We start from the raw sequence: 26,438 nt of genomic DNA on the forward strand, positions 1-26,438 counted from the left end.
GTGTTGCCAGGGTCGACCCGGCGGCGAACGCGGCGAGGTACGGGTTGGCGTGCGTCAGGTGGCAGGTCGCGTAGACGATCACGCCGATCGCCAGTGGTCCGAGTGCCTGGAGTCGGGGTTCCGCGGTGAGGATGCGCAGCCGCCAGGCCAGTGTGACGGCGCCCGCGATGGCGATCCCGACCACCAGGCCGAGGACGAGTTCGAGTCCGATGGTGGCGAAGTCGTTCTCCTGGCGGGTCGCGGTGGCCAGGAAGATCAGCACGAACGGCAGTGCGAGGCCGTCGTTGAGGCCGGACTCGACGTTGAGCAGTCGGCGCAGCCGCAGCGGCACGTCGGAGCGGCCGACGATGGCCGAGGCGAACACCGGGTCGGTGGGGGACAGGATGGCGCCGATCAGGAACGACGTGATCCAGTCGAGCCCGGTCAGGAAGTGGACGGGCAGCGCGATCCCCACCATGGTCAGCGGCATCGCCAGCCCGAGGGCCCGTCCGGACAACCGCCAGCCCTCACGCAGTGCGGGCAGGCTCGCGCGTTGGCCGTCGGTGAACAGCACGGTGAACAGGGCCAGGTCCGCGAGCGCGGTCACGAACAGCCCGTCGGACGGGATGTCGACCAGGCCGAAGCCGCCCTGCCCGATCAGGGCTCCGGCGACCAGGAAGAGCAGCGCGGTGGACAGCACGGTCCGTGCGGCCAAGCCCGAGAGCGACACGCTGACCAGCAACACAAGCCCGAAGGCCAACACGAGCGCCATCAACCCGACCCGTCGTCGACAAAAACGCCCCACCGCGTCGCGGAGGGCATGCCGACCAGACTTCCCGGCGCTCCGTGCGTAAAGATGCCGTAGAAGCCGCTGTTCCGCAAACCTCCCGCTCGGCGGAGCCGGCCGGCCATGGATCGGTTACCCGAAGAGGCCCTCGAACAGCATGTAGAGGGCCCAGGCGAACAGGGCGGTCATGAAGAGGATCTCCCGCCATGCCGCACCGGGGTTGGCCTGGATGGCGTAGGACATGAGTTTTCTCGGTGGCGTCGGGGATTCCGGCGTCTTCTCGGCGGGCAACGGTTCGCTGAAGCGGTGGAAGAAGACCTGGATGGTCGGCATCCCGACGACCAGGCCGGTGACGAAGCCGGGGTACTGCATCCCGGTGGCCATCAGAAGGACCACGAGCGCCACCACCATGATCAAGGTGACGCTGTCGTAGACGCTGATGATCCGGCCTTCGCGACCGTAGTAGGAGGCGACCCTCTTGATCCGGGTCCGGTACGGCACGAGGAATCCCACCGCGAACTTGACCAGTCCCTGCAGGCAGAACGCGATCAGCAGGATCGTGGGCACAACCGACATCAGGGTTCTCCGTCCTGTTTCGACTCCGGCTCGAACCACGGCAGCAGCGTCGCCATGTCGACCAGCACCACCGATCCGGCCGGGACGCCGAGAATCCGCTCCAGCGCGTCGGTGTAGGCCGCCCTGCTGGAGCGCCGCGACGGGAAGTGGGAGCGGGTCGCGCACGTCGGGCCGCAGCCCTGTGACAACCCGGACGAGGTCGACGCCGACGTGCCGGTCACCTCGGACGTGCACCTCGCCCTGCGCGGCCGGACCCTCTCCGCCGGTGACCAGCGCGTGCTGGAGGCCGCCGCAGGGCAGGCCCTGATAGCGCTGCGGCAGCAGCGCATGGCGGCCGAGACCGCCCAGGCCCAGCGCCACGCGGAGACCACCGCCCTGCTGTCCGCCGTCGGCCACGACCTGCGTACCCCGCTGACGTCGATCAAGGCCGCCGTGGGCAGCCTGCGCGACCCGGAACTCCGGTTGTCGGCCGACGACACCGCGGAACTCCTGGCGGACGTCGAGCAGGCCGCGGACCGGTTGACCGGGCTGGTGGACAACCTGCTGGACTCCTCCAGGCTGGCCACGGGCGCGGTGACGCCGCAGCTGCGGCCGGTGGGCTACGACGAGGTCGTGGCGCTGGCGCTGGCGCTGTCCGGGATCGGCGAGCGGCGCCTGGTGGCGGTCGACGTGGACGAGGGGTTGCCGCAGGTGGTGGCCGACGTCGGGTTGCTGGAACGGGTCGTGGCCAACGTGATCGACAACGCCCTGCGGCACGGCAGGCTCCGCCCGCGCCGCCCGGTCGATGTCGACGGCGACGGGCGGGTCGCCGTCGACGAACCCGAGATCGCGGTCCGGGCCGGCGCGCACGGCGACCAGGTCGAATTTGCGGGTGGTCGACCACGGGCCCGGACTGCCGAGGAACGCGACGGACTCGGTGTTCACCCCGTTCCAGCGGCTCGGTGACCGCGACAGCACCACCGGCTTGGGACTCGGCCTCAGCGTCGCCAAGGGGTTCGTCGAGGCGATGGGCGGTGCCATAGCCGCCGAGGACACGCCGGGCGGGGGGCTCACCATCGTGATCTCGCTGCCAGCGCACCGACAGGCCGAGGACTCCACGACCCGACCGCGCCCGGCAGCCGAGGAAGATCCGGGGTAGCGGTTCGAGGTGTGACAAGATCGCGTCAGGAATACCGTGACGCGCCGTTCGGATTGCGTAAAGAACACTCCTGCGAGGTCCGGTAGTCGGGTGGACTCGTCGACATGCGCACCGCTCCGCCGGTCCCGGCGGGTTTCGGGTTCCCGCTCGGTGTGGCGCTCGGCGTCGCCGCCACCCTGGTGTCCGTCGGCGTGGGCGCGACCAGGACCCCGACCGTCTCGCTCGTCGCGATGGCCGCGGTGGTGGACGTCATCGCCATGGTCACGACCGTCCGAGCGACCCTGGCCACCGCTGCGGTGTGCTGGGCGCTGCACGCCGGCTTCGTCCTCGGCAGGCACGGCGAGCTGGCCCTCGTGCCTCGATCCGGCCACGCCGCGCTGGTGTTGGCGCTGTGCGCCTTCACCGCATTGGGCTTCGCATCGACCCTCCGTGCGGTCCGCGCGCTGCTCCACGAGCGTGAGCAGCCGCGCATCCCCGGTCCACGTGAGGGCGAGGTGGGTTCGCCCACGTTCGTGACCTCACCGGGGACTACCGTGGTGCGGCCGGGATCCGGCGCCCGCGCACACGGCGCCGCAGACCAGGCATGACGTCGTCAGAGTGGGCAGACGCCCGAACGACCGGGGAGTGATGTGTTCGGAGTTCGGGGCGCGGGTCGACGTCTGCGGCCGATGGAGCGGTTCCAGCACCCGACCCAGGTGATCGCGACCGGCTTCGGATCGGCGATCGCCCTGGGGACACTGCTGCTCTCGCTGCCGGTGATGACCGAGTCCGGTGAGCGGGCGCATTTCGTCGACGCGCTGTTCACGGCCACGTCCGCGGTGTGCGTGACCGGCCTGGTCACGGTCGACACCGGTGGCCACTGGTCCGTCATGGGCGAGGTGGTGATCCTCGCGTTGATCCAGGTCGGTGGCCTGGGCATCCTCACGCTGGCCACGCTGTTCGCCCTGGTGGTCAGCCGCCGACTGGGGCTTCGGGCGCAGTTGATCGCCCAGGCCGAGACCAAGACCCTGCGATTGAGCGACGTGCGCCGGGTGGTCCGCAACGTCGTGCTCTTCAGCCTGATCAGCGAACTCGTGGTGGCCGTGGTCCTCACGGCCCGGTTCATGATCGGCTACGACGAGCCGCTGGGTCGGGCGGTGTACCACGGGGTTTTCCACTCGATCTCGGCGTTCAACAACGCCGGGTTCTCGCTGAACGTCGACAGCCTGATGCGGTACGTGGCCGACCCGTGGATCTCCTTGACGATCTGCGTGGCGTTCATCGTGGGCGGGCTGGGGTTCCCGGTGGTGTTCGAGCTGGTCCGCTCGTGGCGACGACCACGGGAGTGGTCGGTGCTGACCCGGCTCACCGTGGGCACGACGGTGCCGCTGCTGGTGATCGGCACGATCGTGCTCACCTCCGTCGAGTACGACAACCCCGGCACCCTCGGGCCGCTGAGCGGCCCGGCCAAGCTGCTGGCCGGGTTCTTCGCCGCCGCCACACCCCGCACCGCGGGGTTCAACACCATCGACACCAGCGCGATGACCACCGAGGGCTGGTTCTTCACCGACTTCCTGATGTTCGTCGGCGGTGGCAGCGCGGGCACCGCGGGCGGCATCAAGGTCACCACGTTCGGTCTGCTGGCGTTCGTGGTGTGGGCGGAGATGCGCGGCGAGCGGCGGGTCAACGTGGGCCGCCGCCGGGTGCCGGAGACCAACCACCGCCAGGCGCTGGCCATCGTGCTGCTCGCGATGGGTGCCGTGGCGATCTCGACGTTCGTGCTGCTCGGCATGACGACACACTCGTTGGACCGGGTGCTGTTCGAGGTGATCTCCGCGTTCGCCACGGTGGGGATGTCCACCGGGATCACCGCGGATCTCCCCCGAGCGGCACACGTGTTGATCGCCGTGCTGATGTTCGCGGGCCGGATCGGGCCGTTGACCCTGGCGTCCGCGCTCGCGCTGCGCGAGCGGGAACGTCGCTACGAACTCCCCGAGGAGAGGACGATCGTTGGCTGACCGCGGCACCGAACAGGTGGTCGTCATCGGGATGGGCCGGTTCGGCACCGCGCTCGCCCTGGAACTGGCGAACCAGGGCACCGAGGTGCTCGCCATCGACAGCAGGCCCGACGTGGTGCAACGCCTGTCGGGGCGACTCAGCCACGTGGTGACCGCGGACGCCACCGACCCGCAGGCCCTGCGCCAGTTGGGCGTGGCCAACTACTACCGGGCGGTGGTGGCGATCGGCACCGACATGGAGGCCAGTATCCTCACCACCGCGAACCTGGTCGACCTGGATATCGACCACATCTGGGCCAAGGCGGTCACCGACCAGCACGCGCGCATCCTCAAACGGGTCGGCGCCCACTCCGTCGTGCTGCCCGAGCACGAGATGGGCGAGCGCGTCGCCCACTTGGTCTCCGGCCGCATGCTGGACTACATCGAGATCGACGCCGAGTTCGCGATGATCAAGACCGAGCCGCCTCAGGACCTCGTCGGCGTGCCGCTGGGCGAGGCCAAGATGCCCGGCCGCTACCGGGTCAGCGTGGCGTCGGTGCGCCGGGGCCTCGACGGCGATCAGGCCGGTTTCACGCCCGCCACCCCGGACACCGTGCTGATGTACGGCGACGTGATCCTGGTGATCGGGCGCATCGCCGACGTCGAACGGTTCGCCAACTCCCTCTAGCCGTCGACTTCTTCGCGGGCCTCGGGGGATGCAGCGCCCCCGTGCGGCATGGGACAGGCGCTCGTCTCCCCGGACTGGATGACCGGCGCCGGGCACAGCCATGCCGGAAACCGGCGAAGGCTTGACGGGGGCTGAACATCTGTTCAATAGTCTGAACATGCGTTCAGCCTCTGATTTGACTGCTCGTGCGCGGATCCGCGATGCGGCCCTGGCGAGGTTCGGCGCTGACGGTGTCGCCGGGACCTCCGTGCGTGCGGTGGCTGCCGACGCCGGGGTGTCTCCCGCGTTGGTGCTGCATCACTTCGGATCCAAGGAGAGGTTGCGGCAGGCGTGTGACCAGTACGTACTGGAGGGGATCCGGTCCGGTGGTGACGCCGATGAAGGTGCGCTGGCGGACATGCTGCGGGCGGCCACTCCGGTGCGGCGGTATCTGGGGCGTGCGCTGCTGGACGGGACCGACGGCGCGACGGCGTTGTTCATCGAGATCGTCGGGCGCACTCAGGAGTGGCTGGCCGCGGGCGAGGCGGAGGGGTGGGTGCGTCCGACGTCGGATGCGCGGGCGCGGGCGGTGACCTACGTGTCGTGGTTGCTGGCGCCGTTGGTGCTCGGAGACCAGGTCGGGCGGCTGCTCGGCGGTGATCCGGCGGAGACCGCGACGGCCGTGCGGGGTGCGCGGGCCGGGCTGGAGATGCTCACCGGTGGCCTGTTCACCGACGACCGCTGGCTGACCGCGTTCACCGCGGTCGACGAGCGGGAGACGCGGTGAGGGTCCTGTTGGTCACGCATGGCACGCGGGGCGATGTGCAGCCGTTCCTCGCGCTTGCGGTGGCGTTACGCGAGCGCGGGCACGAGGCGGTGCTGGCTGCGCCGGGGTCCTTCGCGCCGGCCGCGTCGGAGCACGGGGTGGAGTTCGCGCCGCTGGACGAGGGGCCGAACCGGTTGATGGACGACCCGGTGGTCCGGCAGGCTGTCGAGGGCGGCTATCGGGGTGTGCGGGGCAAGGTCACCGCCGTGCGGACGGCCCGGCGGATCAAGCCCCTGATGGGCGCTGTCCTGCACGATGTCGGTGAGGTGGCACGACGCCGCTGGCCACGACCGGTTGGTGTTGCAGGCGTTCAGCCGTCACGTGACCCCGGTGGATCCGGGCTGGCCGGAGTCGGTGCGTACCACCGGGTTCTGGTACCTGCCGACATCGGGGGACTGGTCGCCACCGGACCGGCTGACGCGTTTCCTCGACGACGGCCCCGCACCCGTCTACGTCGGATTCGGCAGCATGGCGGGCCGGGATTCACGGCGGACCGCGACGATCGTCACCGACGCCGTGCGCCGGGCCGGTGTCCGTGCCGTTGCGGGGGAGTCGGGCTGCGTGGAAGGACGGTCAGGGGTTAGGCTACTTCTGGTGTGCCGGGAAGCCTGGTCGGCGATATGGCGGAGCTGTCATCCCGAGACCAGGAGCCCACGTGGCCTCGCACACCGTTCTGATCGGCTTTGGGGACACAGGTCGCATCACGGCTGACGTGTTGTCCCGTGAGCGGTCCACACCGCGTTTGGTCGTCGTGGACCTCGCCCCCGCCCGGCTCCTGCCGGCGGTGGAGCGCGGAGCAACCGCCGTTGTCGGGGACGGCGCCGACCTCGACACTCTGCGGCTCGCGAACGTGGGGGACGCCGCCCGGGTGATCGTCGCGGTCGCCGACGACATGGTGGCCGTGCGGATCGTCGCCGCCGTCCGGTCGGTCAACAACGCGACCACGATCATCACGTTGCTCCGCGAATCACGATGGCGCGACATGGCCGAGTCCCTGGGTGCGGACCAGGTGGTCGTGGTGGAGCACATCGTCGGTCGGCTTCTCGGCCTGTCCGTACGGCGTCCGGCTCAAACCACCGATGTCCGGCAAGCACCGCCGGAGGCGCTTGATCTGGCTGTCACGGAACGCGCCGTGCGCGACCCCGAAGTCGGACGGGCACCGTCCGATTGCGGTCCGCTCGTCTTGGCGGTCGTGCGCGGCAGCACACGCGTGTGGCTCGATGATCCGAGCGTGGAGAGCCTGCGGCCCAGCGACCGGTTGCTGGTCCTCCACGCGTCCACACGGGACGACTGATGCCGTCGGTCGGCGCGCCGAATTCCGGTCGTCCCGGTAGGCCCCGGTGAACTCGCATCCCAGCGCACTGTCCCCGCACCGGTGACTCGGGCGGCTCGTGGCCGTGGCCTGATGTTGATCGGTCGGTTCGGGCCGTTCACGCCGGTCTCCGTCCTCCCGCTCCGCGTACAACCGCGGCGCTACGAACCAGAGGAGCCAACCGTTGTCGGATGAACACACCTCGCGCGTGGTGGTGATCGGACTGGGCCGGTTCGGCAGCTCGCTCGCGATGGAACTCACCGCACGCGGGTCCGAGGTGCTCGGCATCGACTCCGATCCGAAGATCGTCCAACGCTACGCCGACGAGCTCACCCACGCCGTCGTCGCCGACACCACCGATGCCGACGTCATGCGCCAGCTCGGCGTGCACCAGTTCCGGCGCGCGGTGGTGGGCATCGGCACCGATCTGGAAGCCAGCATCCTCACCACCGCGCTGCTGGTCGACTTCGAGATCCCGGACATCTGGGCGAAGGCGATCAGTCGCCAGCACGGGCGCATCCTCGAACGCATCGGCGCGCACCACGTCGTCCTTCCCGAACACGACATGGGGGAGCGGGTGGCCCACCTGGTGACCGGCCGGATGCTCGACTACATCGAGTTCGAGGACGACTACGCGATGGTCAAGACCCGTGCGCCGGAGGAAGCGGTGGGCAGGCCGCTGGGCGAGAGTCGCCTGCGTTCGAAGTACGGCGTCACGGTGGTCGGTGTCAAACGGCCGGGCGAGGGCTTCACCTACGCCACCGCCGACACCGTGGTCTACCGGGACGACGTGCTCATCGTGGCCGGCCTGACCGCCGCGGTCGAACGGGTGGCCGACCTGACGTGAGCCGAGCCGTCAGTGCCGCCCGATCGCCCGCAGGGTCAAGGCGATGAGCAGGAACCCCGCGATGAGCAGCAAGGTCATCGTCAGACCGGACACGGCGGAACTCCTGCCCGTTGTGAATCACGAATGTGGAAAAGGCCGATGATAGCGCGAATTGTGACGGCGGTTACACCTGGTTCGGGTGAAGGGGTTCGTCGTGCGTGCTCGTGATCTCGCCGAGGACTACCCGCTGGTCCAGCTGACCGACGACGCGATGACCGCCGCCCGGCTGATCGCCGAGCAGCGCCGGCCCGGCGTCGTCGTGGTCGACGACGAGAACCACCCGGTGACCGTGCTGCCCGGATCGCAGGTGCTGCGGTTCATCGTCCCCGGCTACGTGCAGGAGGACCCGTCGCTGGCACGCGTGTACGACGAACGCGGCGGCGCCGAGGCGTGCGTGAACAAGCTGGAGGGCCGCATGGTCAAGGAGTTGCTGCCACCCAAGGAGAAACGCCACGAGATACCGAAGGTGTCCGGTGACGCGACGGTGATCGAATGCGCCGCCACGATGGCCAGGCTGCACAGCCCGCTGCTGCTGGTCACCGACGACGACACGATCCACGGCGTCGTCACCGCCTCGCACCTGCTCGAAGTCATCCTCTCCACCTCGGGGACGAACCCATGACCGTGAGTCAGATCCTGTCGGTGCTGGTGTTCGTCGGCGCCTACATCCTCATCGCGACCGAGCGCGTGCACCGCGTCGCCGCCGCGCTCGGCGGCGCCGGGCTCATGCTCGCGCTCGGGCTGACCAACGGCGAGACCGCGTTCCACTCGCTCGACGCGGGCGTGGACTGGAACGTGGTGTTCCTGCTGCTCGGCATGATGATCATCGTCGGGGTGATCAAGCAGACCGGGCTGTTCGAGTTCCTGGCGATCGCCGCGGCCAAGCGCGCCAAGGGCAAGCCGTTCGCGGTGCTGGCGATGTTCGTGGTGATCACGGCTGTCGCCTCGGCGGCGCTGGACAACGTCACGACCGTGCTGCTGATCGCGCCGGTGACGTTCCTGGTGTGCGACCGGCTGGGGCTCAACCCGATCCCGTTCCTGATCGCGGAGGTGATGGCGTCCAACATCGGTGGCGCGGCGACACTGATCGGCGATCCGCCCAACATCATCATCGCCAGCCGCTCGGGTCTGACCTTCAACGACTTCCTCGTGCACATGGGGCCGTTCGTCGTGGTGATGATGGCGGTGTTCGTGCTGGTCTGCCGGTGGCTGTTCCGCAGCGCCTTCCACTACGACGAGAAGCGCGTCGCCGAGGTGATGGCCCTGTCCGAACGCGAAGCCATCCGCAACAAGACCCTGCTGGTGCAGAGCATGATCGTGCTGGCCCTCGTGCTGGTGGGTTTCGTCCTGCACAGCGCGCTGCACGTCGAACCCTCGGTCGTGGCACTGCTGGGCGCCGGCCTGCTCGTGCTGATCTCCAAGGTGACCACCGAGGAGGCGATCGAGGACGTCGAGTGGGAGACGCTGGTCTTCTTCATGGGTCTGTTCGTCATGGTCGGCGCACTGGTGAACACCGGCGTGATCGGCCAGGTGTCGAAGGCACTGGCGGACGCGGTCGGCGGACAGCCGCTGCTGGCGGTGATGGCACTGCTGGTGATCTCCGCGGTGCTGTCGGCCATTGTGGACAACATCCCGTACGTGGCCACCATGTCGCCGATCGTGTCCGACCTGGTCGACGCGCAGGGCGGCGGTCCGCAGGCGGAATCGCTGTGGTGGTCGCTCGCACTGGGCGCGGACCTGGGCGGCAACGCCACCGCGGTCGGTGCGAGCGCGAACGTCGTCGTGCTCGGCCTGGCCGCCCGCAACGGCACCCCGATCAGCTTCTGGCAGTTCACGCGCTACGGCCTCGTCGTCGCGGGCCTGTCGGTCCTGCTCGCCGCGCCGTACCTGTGGTTGCGGTACTTCCTGTTCGCCTGACGACAAGCCGACCACCCGCGTCGCGAGACCTTCTGCCCCACCGGTCGAACGCCACCGCCTCGTTGCCGTCGTGATCGATGCGGTCACTCCGAGCAGCCGCCTGGTGTGGAACCCGTTGGTTTCCCAGGTCGACGGGTCGGTCCAATCGGCCGCCATCAGGAGTTGGGTCGCGTGCTCCTCGGCTGCGGATACCAGTCCGGCACGGCCGGATTTGGCCGCCACGGAACCAAGTGCGGACAGCAGCTCCACGGCGACGGCGAGCGGTTGGGTGGGGTCGATCTGCAGGTGGCCCTCTGCGCTCAGTTACGGCGTACGGCCGTGCCGAGGACGTGGAAGGAACTCGGCGTGCGGGCGTCGGGGAACAGGAACCGGTCGAGCCGCTCGATGGCGAAGCCGGACCGCTCGATCGCGGCGACGGTGTCGCGGCCGGTGTGGCAGCCGCCGGCCAGTCGTGGCCAGAGGGTGGCGTCGAGGACGCGCTGGACGCGTGCCAGGCCGGGTGTGTCGGCTCGGACGTGTTCGAGGAACCGCAACTGCCCGCCCGGCTTGAGCACCCGATGGATCTCCCGCAGCGCCGCCTCCTGGTCGCGCACCGAGCACAGCACGAGGGACACGACGACCGCGTCGGCAGTGCCGTCCCCGGCGGGCAGCCGCTCGGCGAGGCCGTCGACGACCTCGACCGGCACCGTCGCCCGTTCCGCGGAGGTGTGGGCGTGTTGCCGCAGACGCGGTTCCGGTTCCACCGCCAGTACGTGCGTGACGGTGGGCGGGTAGTGCGCGAAGTTGAGCCCGTCGCCGGGGCCGACCTCGATCACCTCGCCGGCGAGGTCGGTGAGCAGCGCCTGACGGTGCTCGGCCATGCCGCCCCGCTCCATCGCCTGGCTCATCATCGGGTAGAGCCGCGCGAAGACCGGATGCCGCACCGACATGCCGCTCACCACCGCACCGGAAGCTCGACCAAACCGCCGGTCAGCACGTCGCGTCGCACTCGTAGTTCCTCCACGCCGACGGCCAACCTCAGCATCGGGAACCGTTGGACGAGCTGAGAGAACACGACCTGCAGCTCGATGCGGGCCAGCGGTGCGCCGATGCAGTACCGCGCGCCGTGCCCGAAGGCGAGGTGGGCCGCGGCCGAGCGGGTGACGTCGAGCCGGTCGGGGTCGGCGAACACGGCCGGGTCGTGGTTGGCCGCGCCGTTGTCCAGCAGCACGAGGTCGCCCGCCTTGACGGCGACCCCGTCGATCTCCAGGTCGGTCCGCGCGTAGCGGGGAATCCCGCCGCCGCCCTTGCCGGGCGCCCGCAGGATCTCCTCCACCGCGTTCGGCACCAGGTCGGACTGGTCGAGCAGGGCCTGCCACTGCCCGGGATTGGTCAGCAACAGCAGCGCGCCCAGGCCGATCTGGACGACCGTGGTCTCGTGTCCGGCGAACAGCAACGCCATGGACAGCCCGGCGGCCTCGGCGTCGGACACCCCGTCGGTCGCGCAGAGCCGGGAGATCACGTCGTCGCCGGGGTCGGTCCGCTTGCGGGCGACCAGTTCGAGGCCGTAGCCGAACAACTCGCCCAGTCCCCGTTCGGATCGGGCCCGGTCGCGGGTGTTGGCGGCGTCGGCGGTCCACGCGCGAAACCGGTCGCGGTCCTCGTAGGGCACGCCGAGCAGCTCGCAGATCACCAGGATCGGCAACGGCACCGCCAGTGCCGCGTGCAGATCCGCCGAGGACCCGTGCTCGACCATCTTGTCCAGCAGCCCGGTGGTGAGGGTCTTCACCCTGGATCGCAGGGCCTTCATGCGTCTGGGCGAGAAGTGGGGCTGTAGCAGGGACCGCATCCGGGCGTGGTCGGCCCGCTCGGTGCCGAAGTCGCCGAGCGGACCGCCGAACAACGCCGACTCGCCGGTCCGGGCCGCGGTCTCCGGAGCGGGGTGGGAACGACCGAGCCGGTCGTCGTCCAGCAGCCGCCGCACCTCGGCGTGGCCGGTGACCAGCCACGCCTCGTCACCCACGGCGGTCCGGACCCGGTGGACCGGGCCGCGTGACCGGAGTTCGTGGAGCAGCGGCGCGACCCGCAGCGGGTCCGGCTGCTCGAACGGCAACTGCGCCGGGGCGACCATGGCAACCTCCATCAGGTTCATACGCACTTGTACAAGAAGACTTAAACAACGGTACTTGTATAGTCGGCCTTAAACAAGAGGAGGTCGATGTGGTGGCAGAGGCCGGGCAGCCTGCGCGACGGACGTCGGCAGTCGGACCCGAACGTGCCCGGCGCATGCCGCGCGCCGAGCGGCGCGAGCAGATCCTCGACGCGGCCACCCGCGCCTTCGCCCGCACCGGATACGCCGCCACCGGCCTGGACGACGTGGCCGCCGAGGCCGGCGTCACGCACGTGATCCTCTACCGGCACTTCGCCTCGAAGGGCGAGCTCTACCGCGCCGTGCTCGACCGGGCCTGCACCCGGCTCGCCGACACCGTCGGGACCGACGACTTCGACGACACCAGCCTGCCCGCGCTGATCCGTGCCGCCGCCGCGGATCCCGACGGGTTCCGGCTGCTGTTCCGGCACGCGGCCCGGGAACCGGAGTTCCGCGACGTGATCGACACGATCCGATCCGGATCGACCGACGTCACCCACCGGCACCTCGCCGACGCGATCCCCGAGGGCCCCTGGCGGGACTGGGCGGCACGCATCGTCCCCACCTTCACCCTCGAAGCCGTCATCGCCTGGCTCGACCTCGGCCAACCCGACCCCGACCGCGCCGCCGAACGCATCGGCCGCGCCATCCACGGAGTCATCCAGGCCGCCCACACCGACTGACCGACCCCGAGTCAGACAGGCCTGGGGCCGGTCCCGGTCCCGCGCGATGCCGTTACGAGGTGCCGATCGGTCGTCGTGTCGCTGGTTGGGAACGCCCACTCGTTGGGTTTGCAGGTTTGCGTCGCGGGGCACGGGCGATGTCGTTCTGGATGCCGGCGACGAGGGCGGCGATTTCGTCGTTGGCGGTGGCGAGGGTCTGCTGCATCATCAGCGGTGCGAGGCGAGGGTGACGCGCAGGTCGGGGTTCCGGTGTCGATGCGGCGCGGGTCGGTGGGGGCGCTGTCGGCCTGCACGGTGGGGCCGCTGGGGTTGGACACGGCCGGTGTCGGCGAGCCGCCGCGCGGGTCGGCGGCCTGAGGGCTCGCGGTGTCCGGTGTCCGCGGGGCGCTGGTGGAGTCGAGGGTTGGCGATTACCGACAGGACCAGCAGCACGTAGCCGGCGGCGAGGAACGGCTCAGCTCGCCACGGGCAGGTCCGCCAGCCGCCATTCGAGCATTCCGTCGGCCAGCCGTCGCGCGCTCAGCCCGCGGGCGGTGAGCAGTCGGACGGCATCGTGGGCGAGCACGCAGTAGGCGCCACGGCAGTAGGCGACGATCTCCTGGTCGGCGGGCAGTTCGGCCAAGCGCTCGGCCAGCTCGTCCAGCGGGATGGACAGCGCGCCGGGGATGTGACCGGCGGCGTACTCCTCGCGGGGCCGCACGTCGATCACCGTGACCCGCCCGGAGCGGACGCGCCGCCGCAGTTCTTCGCGGTCGACCTGGTCGGTGTCCGGACCGAGGTAGGCCGCACCGGCGACGGCGACGTCGGCCAGGTGGTCGTCGGCGACAGCGCGGACCAGCGCGTACAGCGCGGCGACATCGTCACCCGCGAGCCGGTAGTGGATCTTGGTGCCGTCGCGGCGGGTGGCGACCAGCCCGGCGTGCTTGAGGGTCTGCAGGTGCGCCGAGGCGGTGGTCAGGCCGAGTTCGGCGGCGCGGGCCAGCGAGTCGACGGTCCGTTCACCCTGGGCCAGCAGATCCAACAGTTCCAGGCGCTTGCCGCTGCCCAGAGCCTTGCCCACGCGGGCGAACTGGTCGTACAGGGCGTTCTTGGCGTCCCGGTCACCCATGGTTCTCCAATCTTCCATGGAATAGCGTAGAACATGGCCGACGGACCTCTCAGGTCCGCCGGAAGAGTCAGGGAGGTACCGGTGGGCGCAGTCGAGGTCGTTCCGCTCGTGGACGTGGGGCTGGGCAACTCCGCCTACCTCGTCGATCTCGGCGACGGTCGGACCTTGGTGGTCGATGTCAGTCTCGACCTGCGCGAGATCTCCCGCGCCGCCGGTCGCCGTGGGTTGTCGGTGACGTTCGCCGCGGACACGCACCTGCACGCGGACTTCCTCTCGGGCGCGCGGCAGTTGTCGGCGACCGAGGGCACGCGGGTGCTCGCCTCGGCCGACGGGCACCGCGAGTTCGCCCACAGCGGCCTGCGGGACGGGGACGAGGTCGACCTCGGTGGACTGCGGCTGCGGGCACTGGGCACGCCGGGCCACACCCACGAGCACCTGTCGTTCCTCCTGCTCGACGGCGACAGACCGGTGGGTGTGTTCACCGGCGGCTCGCTGTTGGTGGGCGCGGCGGCCCGGACCGACCTCGTCTCACCCGAGCGGACCGAGGCGCTGGCCCGTGCCCAGTACGCCTCGCTGCGGCGGCTGGCCGAACTGCCCGACGAGGTGGCGGTGTGGCCCACCCACGGCGCCGGGTCGTTCTGCTCGGCGCCGCCCGGAGCGGACCGCGTCAGCACCATCGGTCGGGAGAAGGCCACGAACCCGCTGCTCGCCGTCGACGACGAGGACGCCTTCGTGGCCGCTCTCGTGGGATCGCTGGGCAGTTTCCCGCCGTACTTCCTGCGGCTGGGCGAGGTCAACCGCCGCGGCCCCGCCGTCCTCAACCAGCCGCCGGCGTTGGAGCCGCTGGAGGTCGAGGCCGTCCGGGCGCTGTTGGTCGACGGTGCGGTGGTGGTGGACGTGCGGCCGGTGCCGGACTTCGCCGCCGCGCACGTGCCCGGGGCGTTGTCCATCCCGCTGCGGCCGGTGTTCGCCTCCTGGCTGGGATGGCTGGCCCCGCACGACCGGCCGCTGGTGATCGTGCGCCGCCCTGACCAGGACCCGGCGGAGGTCGCGTGGCAGGCGGCCAAGATCGGCTACACCGATCTCGCCGGGGAACTCCTCGGCGGCCTGGACGCCTGGACCGCCGCAGGCCACCCGACCACCGGCACCCGGCTCGTGGGGCCTGATCAGGTCGACGCGCCGGTCCTGGACATCCGGCAGACACCGGAGTTCGCCGCCGGGCACCTGCCGGGCGCCCGGCACGTCGAGCTGGGCGAGCTGGCCGACCGCGCGCGGGACGTGCCCGCGGAGCCGCTGGTGGTGATGTGCGGGCACGGCGAGCGGGCGATGGGCGCGGCGAGTCTGCTCGAACGCGCCGGCCACCGAGACCTCGCCGTACTCACCGGCGGCCCCGACGACTGGGCCACCGCCACCGGCTGCCGACTGGAGACGGGCGCATGAGCCGCACGACCGCGAGCCCGCGGTTGGGCATCCGCGCCAACCTCGCCCAGTTCAGCCTCTTGGTCGCGGTCAACGCCCTGGTCGGCGGCGTGCTCGGGCAGGAACGCACCGTGCTGTCCCCGCTGGCCGAGCAGACCTTCGGCCTGACCGGCTACACGTTCCTGCTGACCTACGTGCTGGCCTTCGGCGCCACCAAAGCCGCCACCAACTACTTCGCGGGCACCTGGTCGGACCGCTACGGCCGCAAACCCGTGCTCGTGGCCGGGTGGCTGATCGCAATCCCGGTGCCCCTGATGCTGATCTGGGCGCCGTCCTGGGGCTGGGTCGTCGCGGCGAACGTGCTGCTCGGGGTCAACCAGGGCCTGACCTGGTCCACCACCGTGATCATGAAGATCGACCTCGCCGGCCCTTCCCGGCGCGGCCTGGCGATGGGCCTGAACGAGGCCGCCGGATACCTCGCGGTCGCCGTCACCGCGGCGGCCACCGGCTACCTCGCCGCCCGCTACGGACTGCGCCCCGCGCCGTTCCTGCTCGGCCTGTCCTACGCCGCCCTCGGCCTCGGGCTGTCCGTATTCGTGGTCCGTGAAACCCGTGAGCACGCCAGGAGCGAAGCCGCCGGGCACACCGCCCGCGCCGACGGCCGCCACGACCACCTGCACGCCGAACTCACCGACAGGCAGGTCTTCGCCCACACCAGCGTGCGCGAACCCGCCCTGTCGGCCGCCAGCCAGGCCGGGATGGTCAACAACCTCAACGACGGCCTCGCCTGGGGGCTGTTGCCGATCCTGTTCACCGCGGCCGGGCTGTCGGTCGCCCGGATCGGGATCCTCGCCGCGCTCTACCCGGCGGTGTGGGGCCTGGGACAACTGATCACCGGTCCGCTGTCGGACCGGTGGGGCCGCAAACACCTCATCACCACCGGCATGCTCGTCCAGGCCGCCGCACTCGCCCTCATCGCCGTCGCCGACACCTTCACCACCTGGGCGGTCGCCGCCGTGCTGCTGGGCGCAGGGACGGCGATGGTCTATCCGACGCTGCTGGCCACCATCGGCGACGTCGCCCACCCCGCCTGGCGCGCCCGCGCGGTCGGCGTCTACCGGCTCTGGCGCGACGGAGGGTTCGCGGTCGGCGCTTTGCTGTCCGGCATCGTGGCCGACCTCTGGGGCATCCGCGCCGCGGTGTGGGTGGTCGCCGCCATCACCGCCGCCTCCGGGCTCATCGTCGCGATGCGCATGTACGAAACCCACCCACCAAGCCACCGCCGTGCCGCTGTGCCGGCACACGAGGACGGTGAATCATGACTGTCCCCAAAGGACTCACCGACGGCCCGATCTACCTCGACCACAACGCCACCACCCCGATCGACCCACGCGTCGTCGAGGCGATGCTGCCGTACCTGACCGCGGCGTTCGGCAATCCCTCCAGCGACCACCACTACGGCACCGCGCCCCGCGCCGCCCTGGAACGAGCCCGCCACCAGGTCGCCGCCCTGCTCGGCGCGCACGAGGGACAGGTCGTCTTCACCGGATCCGGGTCCGAGGCCGACAACCTCGCCATCCGCGGCGTGGTCCTGGCCGCCGGAGTCGACCGCCCGCACGTGATCACCCAAGCCACCGAGCACCCCGCCGTACTGCAGGCGTGCCGGGCGTTGCAGCGCCTGCACGGCGTCGACGTGACCTACCTGCCCGTCAACGCCGACGGGATTGTCGACCCGTCCGAGTTGGCCGCCGCGTTCACCGAGCGCACCGTCCTCGTGTCGATCATGGCCGCCAACAACGAAACCGGCGCCCTGCAACCCGTCACCGAACTCGCCCACGTCACCCACGAGCACGGCGCGGTGTTCCACTGCGACGCCGCCCAAGCCGTCGGCAAGATCCCCCTCGACGTGGAAGCCCTCGGCGTGGACCTGCTGACCGTGGTCGGCCACAAGATGTACGCACCCAAGGGCGTCGCCGCGCTGTGGGTGCGACCGGGCGTGGCGCTCGAACCCCTGATCTACGGCGGCGGACAGGAACACGGGCTGCGCGCGGGCACCGAGAACGTCGCCCTCGCCGTCGCACTCGGCACCGCCGCACGACTCGCCACCGACGACCTCGCCGCAGGCGGCCACCACCGCATCCGCGACCTGCGCGACCGCCTCCACCACCGACTCACCGCGCGCCTGCCCGACCGGGTGGTGCTCAACGGGCCCGCAGCAGCGCGGCTGCCGAACACGCTCAACATCAGCATCCGCGACGTGACCGGGCACAGCCTGCTCGCCGCGACATCGGAGATCGCCGCGTCAACCGGCTCCGCCTGCCACAGCGGCACCCACCAGCCCTCACCGGTACTGACCGCGATGGACCTGCCCACCGACCGGAGCTTGTCCGCGCTGCGGCTGTCCCTCGGCCGCTGGAGCACCGCCGCCGACGTCGACCGCGCCGCGGACCTGATCACGGCCTCCGTCGCACGCGCCGACCAGACCCCACCGCGTCACCGGAAAACACCGCAGGAAGCCGGGATTGATGAGTGAGCCGACGGTGAACCAACCACAGGGCCCGGCTGCCTCGCAGGGCGGTCCGGGCCTTTCTCCCAGGCCCGGACCGCCCACCCACTGAAAGAGCTTTCGTGACCATTCCCGCCACCACGACGCCCGGCGCTGACACGCCCGACATCCCGCCAATACAACGCCGCATCCTGCGCTGCACGACGTGGTCGTCGGTCAGCAGCGCCGGCCAGTTGCCGCGCTGAGACCCTGCGCAGCGCCTCGCGCACGTACATCTCGGCGGCGGTGTCGTCGTCAGGACCGTAGGGCGAGGACTTCGGCATGGTGGTTTCCAAGACTGGCGCGGGGAGGCGTTCGCGGCTCGGGATGTCTGCAGGAGGTCAACGCCGGGCCAACGGGATGGCTCACGGTTCCGGAGGCGGTGGTGGGGTGTCCCAGACGTGCACTCTGTGGGTCGTGATCAGAGTGGATCTCCTTGCCGCCGTTCGACCATGGACCGCCTGCGCCGATGTCAACCGCGGCCGGACGGGTGGCCGGAACCTGTCAGCGCGCCTCGACGGATCCCGCAGTTGGCCCAGACTCCGGTCGAACGCTCCAGCAGCCGCACGGGAACGAGGGCCGAATGAACCCGGTCGACTACGAACGCATCGCCGACGAGGTGAAGACGATCCAGCGTAGGCTGGCCGAGATCCGCGCGACCGCCGAGTCCGACGACGGCCTGGTCAGGGCCGTCGTCGGCGGTCGCGGTGAGGTCATCAAGCTGGACTTGGACCCGCGGATCTACCGGACCGCCGACTCCGCCGCGCTGGCGACGACCATCACCGGCACCATCCACCGCGCGGTGGCACGTGCCCAGGGCGAGGTCTTCGCGCTGGTGCGCCGGTTCCTGCCGGCCGACGCCACGCCGGCGACGGCCGACCTCGACTTCGACCCCTTCCTGACCTCCCTCGACCGCGCCTCCGAGTGGGGTGGCCGGTGAGCGGCGTCGAGCTGGCGCCCGAGGCCGCCGGCGCCGAGCTGATCGGGATCAACGCGGAGGGCAAGATCGCCGCCGACGCCTGGCAGGGCCACCGCGCCACGATCGACGCGGGCGAGGCCGGCATCGGCGCCGGTCCGCTGGCCGACGCGTTCCGCTCGGTCTACGTGCCGGAGCCCGCGAAGCAGGGCGCCGACCGCGCGTTGGCCGCCGTGCCCGCGATCGTCAAGGCCGGTCAGGACGGTGTGGTCGACTACGTGGCCGCCGACCAGCGTGCCGCCGCGGGTTTCCCGCGCTGACCGGGAGGACTCGGCATGCCCATCCAGGAACCGACCAGCGCCCTGGGTCTGTGGCCGGCGGTCAAGGCGACCACCGGCTGGCCGGAGACCGACGAGACCGCGATGGTGGACCTGTTCTTCGGCTGGCGGGACGCCGCCGCGGCCATCCACGCGCTCAGGTCGAGCAACTTGAGCGGGCTCGCCAGCGCTTGGCCGGACCCGGCGGGGCAGGCCCTGATGGACAAGTTGGTCGAGGTGTTCACCGCGCTCGGCACGGTCGAGCAGAACATGAACGAGCTCGCCGGGCGGGCCGGGCGGTTCGCGCTGGAGGTCGAGGGGGTCAAGAACTACATCAACGACACGATCAACCTCAACCTCGTCAACTACGCCTGGGCCGCCGTGCTGCCCACGGTCTTCGGACGCGGCATCCAGGACCGGATCGTCGCCGACGTGGCGGCCGCCATCACCGCGGAGATGACCGCCTCCGCCGAGCGGATCAAGGCGCCGGGGCCGATCGACCACCAACAGATCATCGCGGAGCTGGCCGCGGCACGGGGGCTCGCCGAGCATGCCCTCCACCTCGTCCAGGACAACGCGAACACGATCAGCGCGTTCGCCGACGTCGCCGGCGACGCGAGCACCGGCCTCAGCGTCGTGGGCGACGCGGCCCTGCTGGGCGGTATGGCCGGCGCCCTCCCGAAAGCGGGACTCGAGGCCGTGTCGACCGCGCTGGGCTGGGCCGCCCTGTACGGCCACACGCTCGCCTACCTGGGCGGGGCGGAAGTGGCGCCGGAGACGTTCCTGCTCGACGGGTTGGGGCTGGTTTCCCCGCTCGGCACCCCGGTCCTGCTCGCCCACTTGGGGCTCGACGCGACCGAGTTCGCCACCGGTCACCCGATGTCCACCATCGTCGACGACTACAACAAGTACTGGCGACCGACCGGCGACGCGGTCAGCGGCTCCGACCCGCTGCTGGGTTCGTACAACCCGGGGCTGAACGCGTCGGCGTCGGGCGGGGCGCTCGACGCGGACCGAAGGCCGGACCTGCTGGAGGAACGGGCCCGGTCACGCGGTGACGGCTGACGGACGCACCCCCGCGCCGCCCGCCGACTGCCCGGTGCGCGCCGAAGTTTGAGAAGGTGGCCGCAGGGGGTGGCCGCGGACACGGTGTCGCTGGCCGGTACGGCCGTCACCACGCTGGCGCTGAGGGCCGTGGAGGTGCTGACGCTCGGCGCGTCCGCCACCGAGGCGGGAATGCTCGAAGCGGCGCGCCGGCTGCCGTACCTGCTGCTCGGGCTGGTCGCGGGCGCGTTGGTGGACCGCCGGCGGCGGCTGCCGGTGCTGGTCGGCACGGACCTGGCCCGCGCCGCCGTGCTGGCGCTGATCCCGCTGGCGGCCTTACCGGAACGCTCAGCATGCCGTTGCTGATCGGCCTGATGGTGGTGTTCGGGACGCTGTCCCTGTTCTACGACGCGGCGCACCAGTCGTTCCTGCCGCTGCTCGTGCTCACCGACGCCAACGCCCGCCTGGAACAGACCCGGGCCACCTCCCAGGCGTTGGGGCCGCTCCTCGGCGGCGGGCTGGTCAAGCTCATCGGCGGACCGCTCGCCGTGCTGGTCGACGCCGTCTCGTACCTGGTGTCGGGCCTGGTGCTGGCCACCCTGCGCACGCCGGAACGGCCGGTCGAGGCGCTGCCGAAGCGCGACCTGCGCGGCGAGGTTTCAGCCGTGGTCCGCGCCGGTTGTGCAGACCCTTGATTCCGTTGCGGCGCATGAGAAGCCCGACCGTGTTGTGCCCGACAACGATCCTGCGGCCGAGGGTCAGCTCGGCGTGCACCCGCGGGGCGCCGTAGACCTGGAACGACTCCACGTGGATCTCACGGATCAGATCGGTCAACCAGGCCTGGCGGATCGCCCGCGGCGAGGGCGCGCGGCCTCGCCAGTCGTAGTAGCCGGACGCGGACACCCCGAGGACGCGGCAGGCGAGCTGGATCGACAGCCCTTCGGAGGCGATCACCGTGACCGCCTGGCCATGACCGCCACGGTCGCGTACCGCATCTTGGAGCCGTCGCCCATCACGTCTGGTCGGCGCCCGGGCACCTGGTGTTCACCGGGAAGGCACCCCGCCGGAGAGCGTGGCCTTCCGTGAGGTCGTCGTCACGGTTATCGCCGGCGAGTCTTGATCGCCCGTCAGGGTTTTACGGCGTGCAGGATCCGCATGCCCCTGGAGTCGGCGTCGTCGCGGTGGACGTCCAGTCCCGCCGCCCGGCACTGCTCGACCAGCCAGGCCGACGCGATCCGCAGCTTGGGGTAGCTGCTTGCCTGTTGCTGCCAGGAGCCGTTCGTCCGGGTGTGGAGCAGGTCGTGGACGATCACCGTGTCCTCGTCACGGTATTCGAGGAAGCAGGTGAGCAGCCGGTCGTCGCTGCTGCGTACCGGGATGAAGCGGTCGGTGCCACGTAGCTCCGCTGTGAGGTCGCGGTAGGTGACAACGAGGTGGCCACCTGAGGCGAGGGCACGGCCGATGTGGCCGAGCAGCACGGGGACGTCTGCCTTGGACGGGAGGTGGGGAAGCGTGTCACCCATGCAGACGACGGCCGCGACCGTGCCCGGCTCGGTCGCCTCGGGCAGCACGGTGCGGATGTCGCCGTGCACGGGCCGCACCGCCCCGGTGCCCTGGGCATGCGCGACAAGCTCGTCGAGCAGGCGGCGGCTGGTGTCCATGGCGATCACGGGGGAGAAGCCGAGGCGGACCAGGGCCAGCGTCTGCGCACCGGAGCCACAGCCCAGATCAATGGCCGTCCCGCCGTCTTCGACCCCCGCCAGGCCGAGTTCTGAGAGTAGCGTGGCCTGTCGGTCCGCGACTTCGTGGACTTCGCCGCCCAGCATCCAGGTGTAGTGCTCGGCGAGCAGCCGGTCGTAGTGGTCGACGGCGGTACCCGTATCGGTGGTCATGGCGTGTTCCCCGGGGTTGCCCGTGCGCCTCGTCGTGCGTCGGTCTGCGCGAGCAGCGAGGCGTCGGGCCAGGTGAAGCGGAGCTTGGTGGGTGAGCCGGCGAGCCGGGACGGTACGCCGCCGGGGGGTGACACCGGCGCCTTTTCGACGCAGATGCCACCCAGGGTTCGGTAGAACTCCTGGGCCGCTGTGTTCTGTTCGAGCGCCCACAGGTACAGGGCGTTGCCCGTCGCGCGTTCGACAACGGCCTGCGCGGCGCGGGAGAGCAGCGCGGTGCCGAGGCCCGTTCGCCGGCGGTGCTGGGCGACGTGCAGGTTGTCGACGAGGCTGCCCCAGCGGCTGTCCTCGTCGAAGACGACGTGGACGAACCCCGCAAGTCCGGTGTCGTCCTCGGCCACGACCGTCGCGCTGCCATTCGAAGCGGAAAGACGCGAGGACCAGACGGACCGCCGGTCGGCCACCACGTCACCGTCCAGGAACGCGTCGGAGTAGGCGCCGCGGTAGTGCCGACGCCAGCTGTCGGCGTGCAGCAGCGCCATGTTCTCGGCGTCGCCGGGCACCGCTGCCCGCAGCCGCAACGATGGTGTGGGGGAGTTGACCGGGGCCGAGGCGGCGCGCAGGCGGCGCATGGCCAGCTCGCCGGCCGCCTGCGCCGGGGTCTGGCCGCGGCGTTGCGCGGTGTCCAGCAGGTCGTCGACGGTGTCCTCGATGGCGCGGACGCGTGCGTGGGCTTCGTCGGCACTGACGTGGTGGAGCTCGGTGCTGATGGCGTTGATGACTCCTCCTGCGCTCGCGACATAGTCCGGCACCCAGATGATGTCGCGGTGGTGCAGCAGGTCTGCGACATCGGGCGTGGCGAGCTGGTTGTTCGCCGGTCCGACCACGGTGCGGCAGCGCAGCTCCGCCACTGTCTGCCTGGTCAGGACGGAGCCGAGGGCCGCGGGGACCAGGATGTCCACGTTCGCGGCGAGGATCTCGTCGGGCGACCGCCAGACAGCGTCGAGCTCGTCGGCGATGCTGCGCTTGTCCGGGTCGATGTCGGTGACCATCAGGGCGGCGCCCTCTGCGGCGAGGAGGCGGGCGAGGGCGGCGCCGACGCGGCCCAGACCGACCACGGCGAGACTGCGGCCGTCCAGACTCGCGGTGCCGTACAGCCGTCGGCTGACGGCGCGCAGCGCGGCGAGCGTCCCCTGCGCGGTGTGCGGGGACGAGTCGCCGCTGCCGCCCAGATGCGCCGGCCGGCAGAACACATGGGGAGTGGTTTCCCCGATCAGTGCCATGTCGTCGGGGCCGGTCCCGACATCCGGTCCGGTGGCGTACGCCCCGCCAAGCGAGTCGATGACGTCTGCCACGTCACGCAGCACGTCGCGACGTCGGCCGGCATCGAGTTTCATCCCCTCCGGCAGGACCACGACGGCCTTCCCGCCGCCGCTGGGCAGCCCGGCCACGGCGAATTTGGAGGTCATCGCGGCCGACAGGCGAAGGGCGTCGGTGAGGCCGTCCCGCCAGTCGGGGTAGTGCCAGAGCCGGAGGCCGCCGGCTGCCGGACCGAGTGCCGTGGAGTGAACAGCCACGATCACCGGAAGCTGCGAGCGCCGACCGGTGTGGATCGCGACCTGCTCATGATCGAGCATGAACCCGCCGTCCCTTCATCTATTCGGTTTGATTGCGTCATCTTGCACGAACGATTCGTTGAACGTGGCCATGACCGAACGATTGAGTGAAAATGGGATACGGTTGTCGGCCATGGACGAACTTGATTCGGAGATTGCCCGGCTTCTCCAGACAGATGCTCGGCAGTCCAACCGCGAACTCGCCCGGCAGCTCGGCATCGCCCCCTCGACCTGCCTGGAGCGGGTTCGGGCGCTCCACCGCCGGGGCGTCATCCGCGGCTACCACGCCGACATCGACCCCGCGGCCCTCAATCGCAGCGTTCAGGCGCTCGTGTCAGTTCAGGTACGTCCCCTCAGCCGCGCCGTCATCGACGCCTTCAAGGGCTTCGCCAGCGGCCTGCCGGAAGTCCTCCACGTGTTCGTGCTCTCCGGAGGCGACGACTTCCTCCTTCACGTCGCGGTACAGGATCTCGACCACCTGCACGCCTTCCTGACCGACCGGCTCAGCAAGCGCGGTGAAATCACCGGCTTCCGCACCTCGGTCATTTTTCAGCAGGTGAGCAACACCGCCCCCGCACGCCTTCCCGCGCCTGACTAATGCTGTGACCGCATGGGTTCGCCTGTTGTCGAGCTGCGGCTGCGAGGGGGCGTCCACCCCAGCGGATGCCCTTCTCACTGCGGATACGGGCACGTTCCTCTCGATGGGCGGCGGGCACGTCGGGGTGGCGGGCACGTCGGGGTGGCGGGCGTTGGCGTTGTGCCAGCGCAGATAGGCTTGCAGGGCCTGGGTCTGTGCAGGGTGGCCGCGGTGGTTGGAGTTGGCCAGGGTGAACTGCCGCAGCGGGCCGAAGTGTGCCTCGATCGGGTTGGCCCAGGAGGCGTAGGTCGGGGTGAAGCACAGCTCGACCTTGTTCTTCTTCGCCCAGCGGCGGATATCCGCGCCGGTGTGGGCGGAAAGGTTGTCCAAGATGATGTAGATCGGGGCGCCGTCGGGCCGGGCGGCGCGGATCGACTTCAGCGCGGCCAGGCTGTTGGCGGTGCCTTTGCAGCGAGTTTGCGGATCGACCAGCGGGTGAAGGGCTGACCGAGTTTGGTGGGGCGGGTGGTGGCCGTCTGGATGACGAAGTCCTCGTCGTCATCGCTGAGCAGGCGGGGACGGCCTCCCGCCCATCGAGGGTCCAGGCAGGCCAGGCTGATCTCGTTAAAGCGGTGGATCACATCGCGCACGGTGTCCTCGTCGGCCTGCACCAGCTGGGCGATCACCGGCACCCTGTTCCCGCCGCCCGAGGCCAACAGCATCATCGCCCGCCGGTAGCGCACCGTACTGGTGCTGCCCCGGCGCACGATCTGCTGCAGCTTCTGCCCCTCCTGGCCGGGCACCGGCCGTCCCACCAGTCAACAAGTAGCCGATGTGCGGTTACGAGGTTTTGCCGGATGCTCAGGTGAGCGGTCCGTAAGCGCGCCTCGCAGGAAACGGATCGCGCCGGCCGAGTGGGTTCCGGCAGGATGGGGCGCGTGAGCGAGCCGGGCTCGAATCTGGCGGTGTTGTGCGGGCTGGCCGCCAATCCAGCAGCACCCCTGCCGGTGCTGCTGCGGCTGGCCGTCCACCAGCGCCGTGGTTCCCCGGCCCTGTCCTGCGCGCTGCTTGGCCGTGCACACGTCCCACCGGCGGTGGCACGGGCACTGGCGGGACACCCGGAAACCGAGGTTCGGCGGCGCCTGGCCGCCCACCCGTCCACACCTGAGGAGATCCGGTGTGCCCTGGGCACGGACGCCGAACCGATCGTGCGGGTCGAGGTCGCGGCCTGGCCCGGTTCCTGGGTCGACCTTCCGCGCGCCCGCCCGGTCACAGCGGCACCCCTGCCCGTCGCGGTCTACCGCCGCTTGGCTGCGGATGCGATGTCATCGGTGCGGGCAGCCGTGGGGAAGAACCGCCATGTCCCGCAGGTCGTCCGCGCCGTGCTGGCCGGCGACGCCGATCCGGAGGTCCGCCGCTGCGCCGCCCTGTACGGCCTGCCACCCGCAGTGCTCCACCGGCTAATGGGCGATACCGATAGCGCGGTGCGCCAGGCTGCCCTGATGGCGGCGGCCGTTCACGCACCGGAAGTGACGGTCTCAGCGGAGCTGGCCGCGATCTTCCACCAAGACTCGGCGCACTACCGGCAAACAGCAGTCGAGTTGGTCGAACTGACCCCATCGCTCCTGGCACACCTGTTGGCATTGCCGGACCTGCACGAAGCGCTCGCCCGCAATCCCAGCCTCCCGACCGAGCAGATGCGGGCTTTTCTGGACAACGCCGGCCTGTGTGCCGCACTCGCGGGCAATCGCCGTCTTCCCCTACCCCTCCTCGAAGAGCTCGTCGCCACCGAGGACCCTGAAGTCCACCGGGAACTGCTGCGTCGGGTGGAACTGCCCGACGGGCTGCGACGTCGCTTGATCGCGGCCGGCGAGGACGACGAGCCCCTTCCCATGGCAGCTTCGCTTCTTCCCGATCACGCCGGCTTGGAGGAACGGCTCTCCTATCTCGACCACCCGAACCCTGCGTTCCGCCGTGCCCTGGCTTTTTCTCCCGACTTGCCAGACCCGCGTTCCACAGTTGCGGGCCTGTTCTGGTCGACGCGACGGATGAAGTCGCAGGTCAGCGCAGTGACCGCTAGCGAAAAATGCGAATTCGCCTAGTGACACGCTTTGGGTGAGGATGGCTGTTCG

The 26,438-nt window shown here is 70.5% G+C and carries 31 protein-coding genes and 3 pseudogenes; 23 read left to right on the top strand and 11 right to left on the bottom strand.

Annotated elements, in window-relative coordinates; genetic code table 11:
• The 3 genes from FM051_RS46775 to FM051_RS52710 all read right to left on the bottom strand — a co-directional run.
• Positions 1-751, bottom strand: a 751-nt coding sequence (locus FM051_RS46775) for a cation:proton antiporter domain-containing protein (protein WP_202919437.1), incomplete at its 3' end; no start/stop codon positions are given.
• Positions 752-898: 147 nt separating this feature from the next.
• Entirely contained in the window at positions 899-1,342 is a 444-nt protein-coding gene (locus FM051_RS46780) for a hypothetical protein (protein WP_158853897.1), read from the bottom strand.
• Entirely contained in the window at positions 1,342-1,563 is a 222-nt protein-coding gene (locus FM051_RS52710) for a hypothetical protein (RefSeq protein ID WP_162470805.1), read from the bottom strand. The genes FM051_RS46780 and FM051_RS52710 overlap by 1 nt, the downstream gene beginning before the upstream one ends.
• Here FM051_RS52710 and FM051_RS46785 point away from each other — a divergent pair.
• The 10 genes and pseudogenes from FM051_RS46785 to FM051_RS46830 form a co-directional block, all read left to right on the top strand.
• Positions 1,466-2,480 (top strand): annotated as a pseudogene (locus FM051_RS46785) (sensor histidine kinase); the annotation flags it as partial. The gene FM051_RS52710 and the pseudogene FM051_RS46785 sit on opposite strands and share 98 nt — an antisense overlap.
• Before the next feature lie 104 nt (positions 2,481-2,584).
• Entirely contained in the window at positions 2,585-3,067 is a 483-nt protein-coding gene (locus tag FM051_RS46790) for a hypothetical protein (protein WP_158853900.1), read from the top strand.
• Between the two features lie 81 nt (positions 3,068-3,148).
• Complete coding sequence (locus FM051_RS46795; RefSeq protein ID WP_158853902.1) at positions 3,149-4,477, top strand: TrkH family potassium uptake protein; 1,329 nt, start codon at positions 3,149-3,151, stop codon at positions 4,475-4,477.
• Positions 4,470-5,144, top strand: coding sequence for a potassium channel family protein (locus tag FM051_RS46800; RefSeq protein WP_238413181.1), 675 nt, complete (start codon positions 4,470-4,472; stop codon positions 5,142-5,144). The genes FM051_RS46795 and FM051_RS46800 overlap by 8 nt, the downstream gene beginning before the upstream one ends.
• A gap of 157 nt (positions 5,145-5,301) precedes the next feature.
• Positions 5,302-5,910, top strand: a complete 609-nt coding sequence (locus FM051_RS46805) for a TetR/AcrR family transcriptional regulator (RefSeq protein WP_158853905.1) — start codon at positions 5,302-5,304, stop codon at positions 5,908-5,910.
• A gap of 59 nt (positions 5,911-5,969) precedes the next feature.
• Positions 5,970-6,533: a hypothetical protein gene (locus FM051_RS46810; RefSeq protein WP_338019544.1), complete on the top strand. Its 564-nt coding sequence runs from the start codon at positions 5,970-5,972 to the stop codon at positions 6,531-6,533.
• A 71-nt stretch (positions 6,534-6,604) separates the two neighbouring features.
• Positions 6,605-7,243, top strand: coding sequence for a potassium channel family protein (locus tag FM051_RS46815; RefSeq protein ID WP_158853908.1), 639 nt, complete (start codon positions 6,605-6,607; stop codon positions 7,241-7,243).
• Between the two features lie 202 nt (positions 7,244-7,445).
• Positions 7,446-8,108: a potassium channel family protein gene (locus FM051_RS46820; protein ID WP_274383900.1), complete on the top strand. Its 663-nt coding sequence runs from the start codon at positions 7,446-7,448 to the stop codon at positions 8,106-8,108.
• Positions 8,109-8,301: 193 nt separating this feature from the next.
• Positions 8,302-8,769 carry a CBS domain-containing protein gene (locus tag FM051_RS46825; protein WP_158853910.1) on the top strand — a complete coding sequence of 156 codons (468 nt, stop codon included), beginning with the start codon at positions 8,302-8,304 and terminating at the stop codon, positions 8,767-8,769.
• Positions 8,770-8,771: 2 nt separating this feature from the next.
• A complete protein-coding gene (locus tag FM051_RS46830) occupies positions 8,772-10,064 on the top strand; it encodes an ArsB/NhaD family transporter (RefSeq protein WP_202919445.1) in 1,293 nt (430 codons plus the stop codon).
• Positions 10,065-10,363: 299 nt separating this feature from the next.
• On the opposite strand, the gene FM051_RS46835 is transcribed toward FM051_RS46830, so the two are convergent.
• Positions 10,364-10,993, bottom strand: coding sequence for a class I SAM-dependent methyltransferase (locus FM051_RS46835; protein ID WP_158853916.1), 630 nt, complete (start codon positions 10,991-10,993; stop codon positions 10,364-10,366).
• 5 nt (positions 10,994-10,998) lie between these two features.
• Positions 10,999-12,174 (bottom strand): cytochrome P450, encoded by a 1,176-nt coding sequence (locus FM051_RS46840; RefSeq protein WP_202919439.1) that lies wholly within the window; start codon positions 12,172-12,174, stop codon positions 10,999-11,001.
• Between the two features lie 155 nt (positions 12,175-12,329).
• On the opposite strand from FM051_RS46840, the gene FM051_RS46845 reads away from it, so the two are divergent.
• Positions 12,330-12,875, top strand: coding sequence for a TetR/AcrR family transcriptional regulator (locus FM051_RS46845; protein ID WP_158853921.1), 546 nt, complete (start codon positions 12,330-12,332; stop codon positions 12,873-12,875).
• Positions 12,876-13,088: 213 nt separating this feature from the next.
• Entirely contained in the window at positions 13,089-13,232 is a 144-nt protein-coding gene (locus FM051_RS46850; protein WP_158853925.1) for a hypothetical protein, read from the top strand.
• 97 nt (positions 13,233-13,329) lie between these two features.
• Here FM051_RS46850 and FM051_RS46855 read toward each other — a convergent pair whose 3' ends face one another.
• Positions 13,330-13,983 carry an ArsR/SmtB family transcription factor gene (locus tag FM051_RS46855; RefSeq protein WP_158853964.1) on the bottom strand — a complete coding sequence of 218 codons (654 nt, stop codon included), beginning with the start codon at positions 13,981-13,983 and terminating at the stop codon, positions 13,330-13,332.
• An 81-nt stretch (positions 13,984-14,064) separates the two neighbouring features.
• Here FM051_RS46855 and FM051_RS46860 point away from each other — a divergent pair, with 81 nt between their 5' ends.
• The 9 genes from FM051_RS46860 (at position 14,065) to FM051_RS52720 (ending at position 20,919) form a co-directional block, all read left to right on the top strand.
• Positions 14,065-15,423 carry an MBL fold metallo-hydrolase gene (locus FM051_RS46860; protein ID WP_158853928.1) on the top strand — a complete coding sequence of 453 codons (1,359 nt, stop codon included), beginning with the start codon at positions 14,065-14,067 and terminating at the stop codon, positions 15,421-15,423.
• A complete protein-coding gene (locus tag FM051_RS46865; protein ID WP_158853931.1) occupies positions 15,420-16,724 on the top strand; it encodes an MFS transporter in 1,305 nt (434 codons plus the stop codon). Before FM051_RS46860 ends, FM051_RS46865 begins: the two co-directional genes overlap by 4 nt.
• Entirely contained in the window at positions 16,721-17,935 is a 1,215-nt protein-coding gene (locus FM051_RS46870) for a cysteine desulfurase family protein (protein WP_158853934.1), read from the top strand. Before FM051_RS46865 ends, FM051_RS46870 begins: the two co-directional genes overlap by 4 nt.
• A gap of 95 nt (positions 17,936-18,030) precedes the next feature.
• Entirely contained in the window at positions 18,031-18,153 is a 123-nt protein-coding gene (locus FM051_RS53515) for a hypothetical protein (RefSeq protein ID WP_274383901.1), read from the top strand.
• A 377-nt stretch (positions 18,154-18,530) separates the two neighbouring features.
• Positions 18,531-18,887, top strand: a complete 357-nt coding sequence (locus FM051_RS46875) for a YbaB/EbfC family nucleoid-associated protein (protein ID WP_158853937.1) — start codon at positions 18,531-18,533, stop codon at positions 18,885-18,887.
• Positions 18,884-19,183 carry a hypothetical protein gene (locus tag FM051_RS46880; protein ID WP_158853940.1) on the top strand — a complete coding sequence of 100 codons (300 nt, stop codon included), beginning with the start codon at positions 18,884-18,886 and terminating at the stop codon, positions 19,181-19,183. Before FM051_RS46875 ends, FM051_RS46880 begins: the two co-directional genes overlap by 4 nt.
• Positions 19,184-19,198: 15 nt before the next feature.
• Positions 19,199-20,245 carry a WXG100-like domain-containing protein gene (locus FM051_RS46885; protein ID WP_158853942.1) on the top strand — a complete coding sequence of 349 codons (1,047 nt, stop codon included), beginning with the start codon at positions 19,199-19,201 and terminating at the stop codon, positions 20,243-20,245.
• A gap of 69 nt (positions 20,246-20,314) precedes the next feature.
• On the top strand, positions 20,315-20,590 hold the full coding sequence (locus tag FM051_RS46890) for an MFS transporter (RefSeq protein ID WP_158853945.1): 276 nt from the start codon (positions 20,315-20,317) through the stop codon (positions 20,588-20,590).
• Complete coding sequence (locus FM051_RS52720) at positions 20,578-20,919, top strand: MFS transporter (protein ID WP_238413183.1); 342 nt, start codon at positions 20,578-20,580, stop codon at positions 20,917-20,919. The genes FM051_RS46890 and FM051_RS52720 overlap by 13 nt, the downstream gene beginning before the upstream one ends.
• 37 nt (positions 20,920-20,956) lie before the next feature.
• On the opposite strand, the pseudogene FM051_RS54315 reads toward FM051_RS52720, so the two are convergent.
• The 3 genes and pseudogenes from FM051_RS54315 to FM051_RS51145 all read right to left on the bottom strand — a co-directional run.
• Positions 20,957-21,178 (bottom strand): annotated as a pseudogene (locus FM051_RS54315) (IS3-like element ISAar24 family transposase); the annotation flags it as partial.
• A 173-nt stretch (positions 21,179-21,351) separates the two neighbouring features.
• Complete coding sequence (locus FM051_RS46900) at positions 21,352-22,116, bottom strand: class I SAM-dependent methyltransferase (RefSeq protein WP_158853950.1); 765 nt, start codon at positions 22,114-22,116, stop codon at positions 21,352-21,354.
• Positions 22,113-23,750, bottom strand: a complete 1,638-nt coding sequence (locus FM051_RS51145; RefSeq protein WP_202919441.1) for a GNAT family N-acetyltransferase — start codon at positions 23,748-23,750, stop codon at positions 22,113-22,115. The genes FM051_RS46900 and FM051_RS51145 overlap by 4 nt, the downstream gene beginning before the upstream one ends.
• 112 nt (positions 23,751-23,862) lie before the next feature.
• Here FM051_RS51145 and FM051_RS46910 point away from each other — a divergent pair, with 112 nt between their 5' ends.
• A complete protein-coding gene (locus FM051_RS46910; RefSeq protein WP_158853953.1) occupies positions 23,863-24,327 on the top strand; it encodes an Lrp/AsnC family transcriptional regulator in 465 nt (154 codons plus the stop codon).
• A gap of 291 nt (positions 24,328-24,618) precedes the next feature.
• On the opposite strand, the pseudogene FM051_RS53815 reads toward FM051_RS46910, so the two are convergent.
• Both FM051_RS53815 and FM051_RS51155 read right to left on the bottom strand, forming a co-directional pair.
• Positions 24,619-24,696 (bottom strand): annotated as a pseudogene (locus FM051_RS53815) (hypothetical protein); the annotation flags it as partial.
• Positions 24,697-24,743: 47 nt separating this feature from the next.
• Positions 24,744-25,109, bottom strand: coding sequence for a helix-turn-helix domain-containing protein (locus tag FM051_RS51155; RefSeq protein WP_202919442.1), 366 nt, complete (start codon positions 25,107-25,109; stop codon positions 24,744-24,746).
• Positions 25,110-25,244: 135 nt separating this feature from the next.
• Between FM051_RS51155 and FM051_RS46920 the strand changes: the two genes are divergently transcribed.
• Complete coding sequence (locus tag FM051_RS46920) at positions 25,245-26,408, top strand: hypothetical protein (RefSeq protein ID WP_158853956.1); 1,164 nt, start codon at positions 25,245-25,247, stop codon at positions 26,406-26,408.
• Positions 26,409-26,438 lie beyond the last annotated feature (30 nt).

This window comes from Saccharothrix deserti (assembly GCF_009769385.1).
In the GTDB taxonomy this organism is placed as follows: domain Bacteria; phylum Actinomycetota; class Actinomycetes; order Mycobacteriales; family Pseudonocardiaceae; genus Actinosynnema; species Actinosynnema deserti.

Coding starts and splice junctions, on each gene's coding strand:
- FM051_RS46780 (WP_158853897.1), bottom strand. CDS start 1,342: ATGTCGGTTGTGCCCACGATCCTGCTGATCGCGTTCTGCCTGCAGGGA.
- FM051_RS46790 (WP_158853900.1), top strand. CDS start 2,585: ATGCGCACCGCTCCGCCGGTCCCGGCGGGTTTCGGGTTCCCGCTCGGT.
- FM051_RS46795 (WP_158853902.1), top strand. CDS start 3,149: ATGGAGCGGTTCCAGCACCCGACCCAGGTGATCGCGACCGGCTTCGGA.
- FM051_RS46805 (WP_158853905.1), top strand. CDS start 5,302: ATGCGTTCAGCCTCTGATTTGACTGCTCGTGCGCGGATCCGCGATGCG.
- FM051_RS46835 (WP_158853916.1), bottom strand. CDS start 10,993: ATGTCGGTGCGGCATCCGGTCTTCGCGCGGCTCTACCCGATGATGAGC.
- FM051_RS46840 (WP_202919439.1), bottom strand. CDS start 12,174: ATGGTCGCCCCGGCGCAGTTGCCGTTCGAGCAGCCGGACCCGCTGCGG.
- FM051_RS46845 (WP_158853921.1), top strand. CDS start 12,330: ATGCCGCGCGCCGAGCGGCGCGAGCAGATCCTCGACGCGGCCACCCGC.
- FM051_RS46855 (WP_158853964.1), bottom strand. CDS start 13,983: ATGGGTGACCGGGACGCCAAGAACGCCCTGTACGACCAGTTCGCCCGC.
- FM051_RS46865 (WP_158853931.1), top strand. CDS start 15,420: ATGAGCCGCACGACCGCGAGCCCGCGGTTGGGCATCCGCGCCAACCTC.
- FM051_RS46870 (WP_158853934.1), top strand. CDS start 16,721: ATGACTGTCCCCAAAGGACTCACCGACGGCCCGATCTACCTCGACCAC.
- FM051_RS46875 (WP_158853937.1), top strand. CDS start 18,531: ATGAACCCGGTCGACTACGAACGCATCGCCGACGAGGTGAAGACGATC.
- FM051_RS46885 (WP_158853942.1), top strand. CDS start 19,199: ATGCCCATCCAGGAACCGACCAGCGCCCTGGGTCTGTGGCCGGCGGTC.
- FM051_RS52720 (WP_238413183.1), top strand. CDS start 20,578: ATGCCGTTGCTGATCGGCCTGATGGTGGTGTTCGGGACGCTGTCCCTG.
- FM051_RS46900 (WP_158853950.1), bottom strand. CDS start 22,116: ATGACCACCGATACGGGTACCGCCGTCGACCACTACGACCGGCTGCTC.
- FM051_RS51145 (WP_202919441.1), bottom strand. CDS start 23,750: ATGCTCGATCATGAGCAGGTCGCGATCCACACCGGTCGGCGCTCGCAG.
- FM051_RS46910 (WP_158853953.1), top strand. CDS start 23,863: ATGGACGAACTTGATTCGGAGATTGCCCGGCTTCTCCAGACAGATGCT.